Annotated in this window: 7 protein-coding genes and 2 pseudogenes; 6 read left to right on the top strand and 3 right to left on the bottom strand. The window is 65.5% G+C overall.

Annotated features, from left to right (window positions below):
* The 3 genes and pseudogenes from ACZ68L_RS46035 to ACZ68L_RS46025 form a co-directional block, all read left to right on the top strand.
* Positions 1-222: pseudogene (locus ACZ68L_RS46035) on the top strand (hypothetical protein); the annotation flags it as partial.
* Positions 215-1,201 (top strand): annotated as a pseudogene (hydA, locus tag ACZ68L_RS46030) (dihydropyrimidinase); the annotation flags it as partial. The pseudogenes ACZ68L_RS46035 and hydA, both read left to right, overlap by 8 nt.
* Before the next feature lie 46 nt (positions 1,202-1,247).
* Positions 1,248-2,261 carry a TIGR03842 family LLM class F420-dependent oxidoreductase gene (locus ACZ68L_RS46025; RefSeq protein WP_469590780.1) on the top strand — a complete coding sequence of 338 codons (1,014 nt, stop codon included), beginning with the start codon at positions 1,248-1,250 and terminating at the stop codon, positions 2,259-2,261.
* An 83-nt stretch (positions 2,262-2,344) separates the two neighbouring features.
* On the opposite strand, the gene ACZ68L_RS46020 is transcribed toward ACZ68L_RS46025, so the two are convergent.
* Genes ACZ68L_RS46020 through ACZ68L_RS46010 form a run of 3 tightly spaced genes read right to left on the bottom strand, consistent with a single transcriptional unit; the run spans position 2,345 to position 4,511 of the window.
* Positions 2,345-2,863, bottom strand: coding sequence for a hypothetical protein (locus ACZ68L_RS46020; RefSeq protein WP_469590778.1), 519 nt, complete (start codon positions 2,861-2,863; stop codon positions 2,345-2,347).
* Complete coding sequence (locus ACZ68L_RS46015; RefSeq protein WP_469590776.1) at positions 2,863-3,627, bottom strand: hypothetical protein; 765 nt, start codon at positions 3,625-3,627, stop codon at positions 2,863-2,865. The genes ACZ68L_RS46020 and ACZ68L_RS46015 overlap by 1 nt, the downstream gene beginning before the upstream one ends.
* Positions 3,624-4,511, bottom strand: a complete 888-nt coding sequence (locus tag ACZ68L_RS46010) for a hypothetical protein (protein WP_469590774.1) — start codon at positions 4,509-4,511, stop codon at positions 3,624-3,626. The genes ACZ68L_RS46015 and ACZ68L_RS46010 overlap by 4 nt, the downstream gene beginning before the upstream one ends.
* Positions 4,512-4,556: 45 nt before the next feature.
* Between ACZ68L_RS46010 and ACZ68L_RS46005 the strand changes: the two genes are divergently transcribed.
* The 3 genes from ACZ68L_RS46005 to ACZ68L_RS45995 all read left to right on the top strand — a co-directional run bounded on the left by ACZ68L_RS46005 (position 4,557) and on the right by ACZ68L_RS45995 (position 8,830).
* Positions 4,557-4,694 carry a hypothetical protein gene (locus ACZ68L_RS46005; protein ID WP_469590772.1) on the top strand — a complete coding sequence of 46 codons (138 nt, stop codon included), beginning with the start codon at positions 4,557-4,559 and terminating at the stop codon, positions 4,692-4,694.
* Positions 4,695-5,018: 324 nt separating this feature from the next.
* On the top strand, positions 5,019-6,902 hold the full coding sequence (locus ACZ68L_RS46000) for an AAA family ATPase (RefSeq protein WP_469590770.1): 1,884 nt from the start codon (positions 5,019-5,021) through the stop codon (positions 6,900-6,902).
* A complete protein-coding gene (locus ACZ68L_RS45995; protein ID WP_469590768.1) occupies positions 6,899-8,830 on the top strand; it encodes a UvrD-helicase domain-containing protein in 1,932 nt (643 codons plus the stop codon). Before ACZ68L_RS46000 ends, ACZ68L_RS45995 begins: the two co-directional genes overlap by 4 nt.
* The last annotated feature ends 338 nt before the right edge of the window (positions 8,831-9,168 follow it).

Genomic DNA, 9,168 nt, shown 5'->3' with positions numbered 1-9,168 from the left:
AGCAGAAACGGATCCTCCCAGCTCATCCACCTCAGCCTCGCCGAGATCAGACGCCTGATCCACCGCCTCACCAACCGACGGCCCGCACCCGTCGACCACATCCTGCACTGGTCGACCTGGCGCCGAAAACGACAACACCAAGCCCGCACCAGCCACTACAAACAACGAGGCCACGCCCCACCGACTGACCACCCGTCACAGCAAACACCGTTGCAGTACTAAGGAGATGCCGAAGCTCATCGAGCATGGGATTTCCTCGTTCAAATTGTTTATGGCGTATCCGGGGGTCTTCTATTCGGACGACGGCCAGATCCTGCGGGCGATGCAGGTGGCCGGCGAGACCGGTGGGCTGATCATGATGCACGCGGAGAACGGCATCGCGATCGACGTCCTAGTCGAGCAGGCCCTCGCCCGCGGCGAGACAGACCCGCGGCATCACGGGGAGGTCCGCAAGGCGCTCCTGGAGGCGGAGGCCACCCACCGCGCGATCCAGCTCGCCCGGGTCGCAGGCTCCCCGCTCTATGTCGTCCACGTGTCCGCCGAGGAGGCGGTGGCCGAGCTGGCGGCCGCCCGGGACATGGGACTTCCGGTCTTCGGCGAGACCTGCCCGCAGTACCTGTTCCTGTCCACGGACAACCTCGCGGAGCCGGACTTCGAGGGCGCCAAGTACGTCTGCTCGACGCCCCTGCGACCGAAGGAGCACCAGGCGGCGCTCTGGCGCGGGCTGCGGACGAACGACCTCCAGGTGGTCTCCACCGACCACTGCCCGTTCTGCTTCATCGGCCAGAAGGAGCTGGGCCGGGGCGACTTCTCCAAGATCCCCAACGGCCTGCCCGGCGTGGAGAACCGCATGGACCTCCTCCATCAGGCCGTCGTCGACGGACACATCTCGCGCCGCCGCTGGATCGAGATCGCCTGCGCGACCCCGGCCCGGATGTTCGGCATCTACCCGCAGAAGGGCACCATCGCCCCCGGCGCCGACGCGGACGTCGTCATCTACGACCCGCACGCCACCCAGACGCTGTCGGCGGAGACCCACCACATGAACGTCGACTACTCGGCGTACGAGGGCAAGACGATCACCGGCCAGGTGGAGACGGTCCTGTCCCAGGGTGAGGTCGTCGTCGACCAGCGGAAATACACGGGTCACGCGGGGCACGGGGTGTTCGTGCCGCGCGGTCTCTGCCAGTACCTGGGCTGAGCAGCCCAGTGGTCCCATCGCACCGACTCGAACTCGGAGGTCCCGCGTGGACTTCGGACTCGTCCTGCAGACCGACCCGCCCGCCTCGCAGGTCGTGAGCCTGATGCGCCGCGCGGAACGCAACGGGTTCCGCTACGGCTGGACCTTCGACTCCGCCGTGCTCTGGCAGGAACCCTTCGTCATCTACAGCCAGATCCTCGCCAACACCACCAAGCTCCACGTCGGCCCCATGGTCACCAACCCCGGCACCCGGACGTGGGAGGTCACCGCCTCCACCTTCGCTACCCTCAACGACATGTACGGCAACCGGACTGTCTGCGGTATCGGCCGCGGCGACTCCGCCATGCGCGTCGCCGGCCGCAAGCCCAACACCCTGGCCCGCCTCGGCGAGGCCATCGATGTCATCCGCGACCTCGCCGAAGGCCGCGAGGCCCTCGTCGACGGCAACGCCGTCCGCATCCCATGGATCACGGACGGCAAGCTGCCCGTGTGGATGGCGGCGTACGGCCCGAAGGCCCTCGCGCTCGCCGGGCAGAAGGCCGACGGCTTCATCCTCCAGCTCGCCGACCCCTTCCTCACCGAATGGATGATCAAGGCCGTCCGCAAGGCCGCCCAGGACGCCGGCCGCGACCCCGACGCCCTCACCATCTGCGTCGCCGCCCCCGCCTACGTCACGGCAGACGACTCGCCCGAGGCCCTCGCCCAGGCCCGCGACCAGTGCCGCTGGTTCGGCGGCATGGTCGGCAACCACGTCGCCGACCTGGTCGCCAAGTACGGCGAGCACTCGTCGATGGTGCCGGACGAGCTCACCAGGTACATCAAGGACCGGCACGGCTACGACTACAGCCACCACGGCAGGACCGGGAACCCGGACACCGAGTTCGTCCCCGACGAGATCGTCGACCGCTTCTGCCTGATCGGCCCTGGCGAGGCCCACGTGGAGAAGCTCCGCCGTCTGAAGGACCTGGGCGTCGACCAGTTCGCCGTCTACGACATGCACGACGACCGCGAGGGCACCATCGACGCCTACGGCACCGACATCATCTCCGCTCTTCGCTGACGAAAAGCCTGGGCAGATCATCGAAGACAGCCAGGCAAGTAGGCGAAGCCCCCGTCGCAGCGGGGGCCGACCTAGCTACAAGGTCACGCAACCGCTTTCGCCCTATGCTGGGGGATCCCTGGCACTTCGGCGAGGGGGCGGTACTTGATGCCGCACGTCATCCACAGGCGCATCGAGTGGTGCGAGATGAGGCTGCCCAGACCCGTGCCGTCTTCGTTGAACTGCTCGACGCGAAGAACCACGGCCGGGCCATCCGGGAGCAGGTGGCCGAGGTCCAGGAACTGAGTGCGACGGCAGCTCCGCAGGTTTCGGCGATGGTTGCGCCACCTGAATGAGACCACGGCCCCGTTCAGGCTGTTGATCTGCAATTGTCCGGAGGAGAAGGCCTGCCGCGCGTCCCACACCCACACCATGTGCCCGTGGTCCAGCTCGCGCCCCTCGATCTTCGTCGGGGACATTGATGCGTGCTGGATCTCGACCACGCAGCCGTCGACCGTCACGATGTCCGCGATATGCGCTCCGCGGCGCTGCTCGCGCTGACTGACGTCGACCATACGCTTCCAGTGGTCATGCCATTCGGCGGAGGAGAGATCGGCCAGCATCACACGGTCTCCTTGGTGATAGCGGTCAGGTGGTGGTCCTCAAGCCCCAGCATGTCGGCGCTGATGCCGAGCAGCGGCAGAGCGTCCAGGCCCTTCTGCCCGACGTTCTCCGCCTCCTTGATGGCCTCGCGGATGGCCTTGAGATGCCTGCGAACCTGGCCGAGCTCGTCGCGCACCATCTTGCGCAACTGGCTGACGTCTTTCGCCTCCTGTCCCAGCCGCCTGTACTCCCTACGCAGCCGTGTTTCCTGCTGGGCGAGTTCCACGACCCGCCTGCGCAGCAGATCGGTGGCCAGGAGAGATGGCTGAGCCGGGATCTTCCCCGTCAGGCTCCCACCGGTTGTCGTACAAACCGTGGTGCCGTTTGTTCCCACCGGAGGGCTGTCCGGCCTCTCTGCTCCGTCGCGCTGGGTGGTCGTCTCCATTCCCGACGTACCGCTCGACACTGTCCCATCAACGGTTCCACCAGACGCCGATCCGCTGGCATCCTCAGGTGGAGCTACTCCCTGGCCAGTTCCGTCGGGTTCACTCTTCGCAAGCTTCTCGAGGATGACCCTGTCCAGGCCCCGCGCGTCCGCACCGACCAGCACACGCAGGTACTCGATGGCCGACAACTCCCCGTTAAGAACTCCCTCGAGTACCACCTCGGGCAGCCGGGAAACGCGGGCTGTAGCGTCGAGGCCCTCCGCGAGCATCGCTTGGACATGCTCCATCAGCCACTGCTTCGTCGAGGCGGAAAGGCCGCCGTACCGCGTCGTGCTCACTGGGCCACCGTCCGTCCGTTGGCGCGGGCATTCTGCACTTCGTCGACCCAGCGGGAGACCCGCGCGCAGGCCGTGTTTAGTTCGTCGAGGAGCCCCTCATCCGCGATGCTGACCACCTGCTCCGGAGCCATCTGCGAGACGCCCAGCAGCAGGCGCAGCCGGCTGCGAAGCTGCCCGATCAGCCGGTCGTCACTGTCCTCGGTTCGTTCAGTCACGTCCTTGCGGGTCAGCCGTCCGATCTCCGCGAGCGAGTCCCGGACGCGGACCTCGGCCATCGGGTCTGCCAGCAGGACCTCCCGCAAGAAGTCGGGCTCCATGACGGCCGCGATAACCGCTTCGCGTAGGCCCTCCTGTTCGTTGAGCTGCTTCACCACTCGCTCCGGGCTGAGCCCGGCGGCAGGCTCGGCGATGACCTTTGCGCCGATAGCGCTGCGGAACTCGGGGACAGTCACTCGCGTCCGGTGCGGATCATCGATGAGCTCGAACAGCCTCTCCCACCGTTCCGCGGCCGGTGTGCCAGAACCGGTGATGTCGATGGCAGCCTCTCGGATAACGGAGTACGAGACAGTGACGCCAGACTCCGCAACACGCTTGCGCGCGCTGCCCTTGTACCCAGCTGCCACCATCCGGTACTCGCGGGCCGTGTTGGGAGCGATGCCGATCTTGCTGGCGAGCGCGGCGATCACCCTGTGCGTGCCGTTGTGCATGTCGCTCTCGCCGGGCGGGGCGATCTCCAGGAGGAGATCACCGATCTCTAGACGGGTGCGCTGCCTCTCACTGGTCAGAAGGTCATCGCGGGCAACGAGCTTGCGCCCGCGTTCGACCTGCTCATCTCTGAAAAGCGATTGCTTGTGAGCCCCTGGCTCGATCCACTCGTTTTCCACGCCCGAGAACCTAGGGATCGCCACTGACACTGAGAGGAGTTCGATATGGGCACCTTCTTTCATTTCGATTCTTTATCGAAGGATCTTTCACTCGGATGGCCCACCAATCAGACTGAAATTGGCCTGCTGGACGACTGGTGGATGCCTCAGGCGGCATGTTCAGCCGGACGCCACACCCGGTGAAGCGCATGACCACGCGAGGCGGTTATCGACACCCACCGTGCCAAGGTCGGGGTAGCTGGCGTCGGTTGAGCGGGCCAAGGGGTCGCGGCACCCGTCCAAGGCAGCTTGCTTGCCAGTCTCGCCTCGGGCTACGGAGACCCGCACGTCAACCCCCGCTGAGGACCAGGTGGTGGCCTCTAGCTACCCATGAGGCACGGTGATCCGCCTCGTAGGCAGACCGGGCGGGCATATGATCCATGGGTAATCCGCTTACGGGTGGGGCACTTGAGGCGGTTGACTCCGCCTGCGCCCGCTCGGGCGCAGGCCCCTGTGACATGGGGGGCCATGTACCTAGCGCGACTGCGTGCCGAGAACTTCAGGATCTTCGGCGCTGCCGCACAAGAGAACGACGGTTCGGGCGAGTCGCTGGACGTGTCGTTCAGCCCAGGAACGAATGTTCTGGTGGGTGAGAACGACAGCGGCAAGACTGCGATCGTCGACGCGATTCGCCTGTGCTTGCAGACCGCGGCGGCGGACTACTACCGGATATCGAGGGACGACTTCCACGTCGGTGACCGTGGCAGGGCGGAGACCTTCTCGATCTCCTGTCGGTTTGAGGATCTGTCCACGCAGGAGCAGGGGGCCTTCCTGGAGCTGCTGACGAATGACGGTCGTGGCAACGCTGTCCTGGACGTCACTATCAAGGCGCAGCTCGTGGACCCACTCCGGAATCGTGTGTCCTGGACCACGCGCACCGGCGAGGGCGGGAAGGGGCTGGCTCTCGATGGGGCGGCGCGTGAGTTCCTCAAAGCCACCTACCTCCGCCCGCTACGAGACGCCGAAGCAGAGCTCCGCTCGGGGCGAGGATCCCGGCTGTCGCAGATCCTTGCCAGCTATCCAGCGATGACGGATCAGGGCAAGGATGACTTCGACGCGGAGGACGACTCGGCTTCCACGCTCGTAGGGATCCTGAGCCGCGCAGAGCATCACATCGGCCGGAACCCAGCCGTTACCGCGGCCCGGGACGACATCAACACGGCGTACCTGCAGAAGTTCGCGATCGGCGGGGACGTGCTCCGAGGGAAGATCGGGGTCGCGGGCGACGCGTCGCTGGCCCGGGCCTTGGAGAGGCTGGAGCTGACCCTGTTCTCGGCGTCCGACGAATGGACCCGCCGCGGGCTCGGCTACAACAACGCGCTGTTCATGGCAGCAGAGCTCTTGCTTCTCGGGAAAGGCGACATCGCGCCGCTACTGCTCATCGAGGAGCCGGAGGCTCACCTTCATCCGCAGCTGCAGGCCAGGATCATGGATCTGCTGCGTGAACGGTCGGAAGAAGTCGAGGAAGCTGCGGCGGCTCCCGTCCAGGTCATCCTGACCACACACAGTCCCAATCTGGCGTCAGCCATGCCGGTCGGGTCCCTCACGATGGTGGCCCGGGGACGTACGTTCAGCCTGGCGCCCGAGCACACCAAGCTCGACGATGGTGACTACGCCTTTCTCTCCCGCTTCCTGGACGTGACCAAGGCAAACCTGTTCTTTGCCCGTGGCGTCGCGGTCGTTGAGGGCGATGCCGAGGCGATCTTCCTTCCCGCTCTCGCCAAGGCCATGGGCCGGTCCTTCAGCGAACGCGGCATCAGTGTGGTGAACGTCGGGCACGTCGGGCTGTTCCGTTACAGCCGGATCTTCCAGCGCGACGGCGAGCAGGTTCCCATCCCTGTGGCCTGCATCAGAGACCGGGACCTCGTACCGAAGGACACCCCGGCCAAGATGAGGGGCGAACTGCGCTGCTCGGCGGAGATGACTCCGGCTGAGATCGCCGAGCATGTCGCCGGCCTCAAGAAGGAGGACAACGGGCCAGTAGAGACCTTCGTCTCGGACTGCTGGACTCTCGAGTACGACCTTGCGGCGGCCTCCTGGCCCATGGTCACCCTGATGCACCAGGCGGTCCGTGCCGCCCGTTCGTCCGAGAGCTCATGGCCGGGCGCCGAGAAGCTCAAGAAACTGACTGACGCTGCACGGAAGGAGGTGGAGAGGTGGAAGGCAGACGACGTCTCTCTGGAAACTGTCGCTCTCCGCATCTATGAGCCCTTGAAGGCGGGCAACGCCAGCAAGACGATTACAGCCCAGCACGCAGCTGACCTCCTTGAGGCCACGGACCTCACGGAAGACGATCTCCCTCCCTATCTGGTGGCTGCGTTCGACCACATCTGCGGCGAGGTGGAGCAGTGAAGCCTCCGTACCTGCCCGATGCCCTCGTGAAGGACAAGGTCGAGACCCTCGCCCAGATCCTCGGCCTCGACCTGTCGCATGCCGAGCAGTGGGACTTCGTACAGAGCGAGCTTTCCCAGGATCTCCAAGCGGCACCCGGTTCCGGCAAGACCACGCTGATCGGACTCAAGCTGGCCCTGCTCGCCGGCGCATGGACCTCACGGACCCGGGGCATCTGCGTCCTCTCGCACACGAACACAGCGAAGGACGAGATCATCAACCGCCTCACAGCGGTTCCCGACGGACGACGGTTTCTCCAGTACCCGCACTTCATCGGGACGATCCAGTCCTTCACCAACACCTTCCTCGCCCTGCCAGCCATCCGCGCCCTGGGCTACGAAGTGCAGGCTGTGGACGATGACGTCTACGAAGCAGCGGCCCTGCGTCTGCTGGAACGTCGCGACTTCTCCACCCTCCGCAGCTTTCTGAGTCGTCGCCGCGACGGGCTCGACACCGTTGCCCAGGCCGCATTCGTCTGCGAGGCCGGAAAGCTGAAGGTGGTCGGCCCCCGCGGAAGCGCCCCGGCCGATCCCGACACGACGCCCAGCGGCCTGCAGTACGACCGTCTGAAGCGACAGCTGGCCAAAGAAGGAGTGTTCCGCTACGACGACATGTACGCGATCGCGGAGTGGTACCTGATACGGAACCCCGCAATCGCGGTGGCGGTATCGCAGCGCTTCCCGTTCGTGCTGCTTGACGAGATGCAGGACACCAGTGATGTGCAGCAGCACCTCCTGGACCGCGTCTTCCCCTCCGGCGCAGTCGTCCAGCGCGTAGGGGACGTGAACCAGGCGATCTTCACAGACGGGACGCCGACGTCGCCGAAGGCATCAGCGTTTCCGGCGTCGTTGGCGGCCGAGCTTCCCGTCAGTCAAAGGTTCGGCCCCAAGATTGCGGACATGGCGAGCGCCCTCACCATCCGTCGCCCGCAACGGATCAGCGGTGCCGGCCCGGACACTCAGATCGGCCTCCTCCTCTTCGATGATCATTCCGTCCGTGAGGTCGTGCCGGCATTCGAGCGCATGGCACACGCGCTCGTCCCGCAGGACGTACTGGTCCGCAACCCGCCCCGAGTGCTTGGAGCACGTCTGGTCAAAGGGACCTCAGACACATATCCGCAGTCGCTTGCCTGCTACCTTCCCGACCGTGCTCCAGCAAGCCGTGTCCCCGCGCAGAAGGAGCTGGTCAGTACCGTTCGTGCTGCCGGGGCACGATGGGCAGCCGGCGGCAGTGACCACGAAGCCGTAGCCGAGCTGTGGGAAGGCGTGCGCACGGCCATGAGGCCGGCCCTCACCGTCTCCCTCCCACCGCTGAGCCGCTTGGAACGCTCCATGACCACTGTGGGTGGTCAGCTCCGGCTGGTTCTGCGTGATCTGCTCATGGGTTCCGGTGGCGCCGACGAAACGACCTGGAAGTCGGCGACCGCGCGACTTCTCGAACTCATTCCCGACCTCGCACAAGTGCCGCTGCGAGACTCTGCCGCACTGACGGAAAGCCTGAGGTTCACCTCAAGGCCAGAGAGCTCTGCCATCGGCGCCACAGCCGATCCCAATGCGCAGGACCTGCCGCTACAGGTGCCCTCCGTCGCCGGTTCCATTCAGAGCGCCAAGGGGGAGACCCACGCAGCCACACTGCTCCTTGAGTGCTTGGACAGGAGAGGCATCAAGCACGACATCCAGGAGACGCTCAAGCTTCTGGCCGGAGGCGACATCCAGCGTGCACAGGTCACTGTGCAGCGCGCTGCACAGCTCATCTTCGTTGGGGCTACCCGCCCCACGCACCTGCTGGTGCTGGCCACCCATAGGGAGCACGCTGCGCCCTACGCGTGCGAACTTGTCGCCCGCGGCTGGAGCATCCACGAGACTAGCGACCAGTTCAAGCTCGCCTGAACTGCGAACCCTGGGGGGTCGTTCGCGACAGGAAGCCGGAGGAAGTCGAAGACGTGTGGCATGAGAATTGGGTGGGCAGAATGCCGACGGCGGCTTTCGGGAGAACCCCTCAAGGAGCCGCGAAGGAAGGCAATAATATTAATTGCCTCTCTTTCGTTCGATTGGAGGTGGCACGGCAATGCGAGTCGAAAAACATCCAGTCCTTTCCTGTTGCAGGCCGGCGACAGCTGAGGTGCTCGTGCAGCCCCTCTCTGTCAGCCTTGGGTGAGACATCCCGTTCTGCGGGGTTAGCCTGAGAGGGCACGACAGGAGAACCGTCCCTTATGCCCAGCACAGAG

The sequence above is a fragment of the Streptomyces sp. NPDC104309 genome (genome assembly GCF_055584025.1).
The sequence above is the reverse complement of the archived record's forward strand: the minus strand, read 5'-3'. Positions and strand labels throughout refer to the sequence as shown.

What these genes read in the sequence shown, in the direction of transcription:
- ACZ68L_RS46020 (WP_469590778.1), bottom strand. Translation starts at nt 2,863, where the DNA reads ATGCTGGCCGATCTCTCCTCCGCCGAATGGCATGACCACTGGAAGCGT.
- ACZ68L_RS46005 (WP_469590772.1), top strand. Translation starts at nt 4,557, where the DNA reads ATGGGCACCTTCTTTCATTTCGATTCTTTATCGAAGGATCTTTCACTC.
- ACZ68L_RS46000 (WP_469590770.1), top strand. Translation starts at nt 5,019, where the DNA reads ATGTACCTAGCGCGACTGCGTGCCGAGAACTTCAGGATCTTCGGCGCT.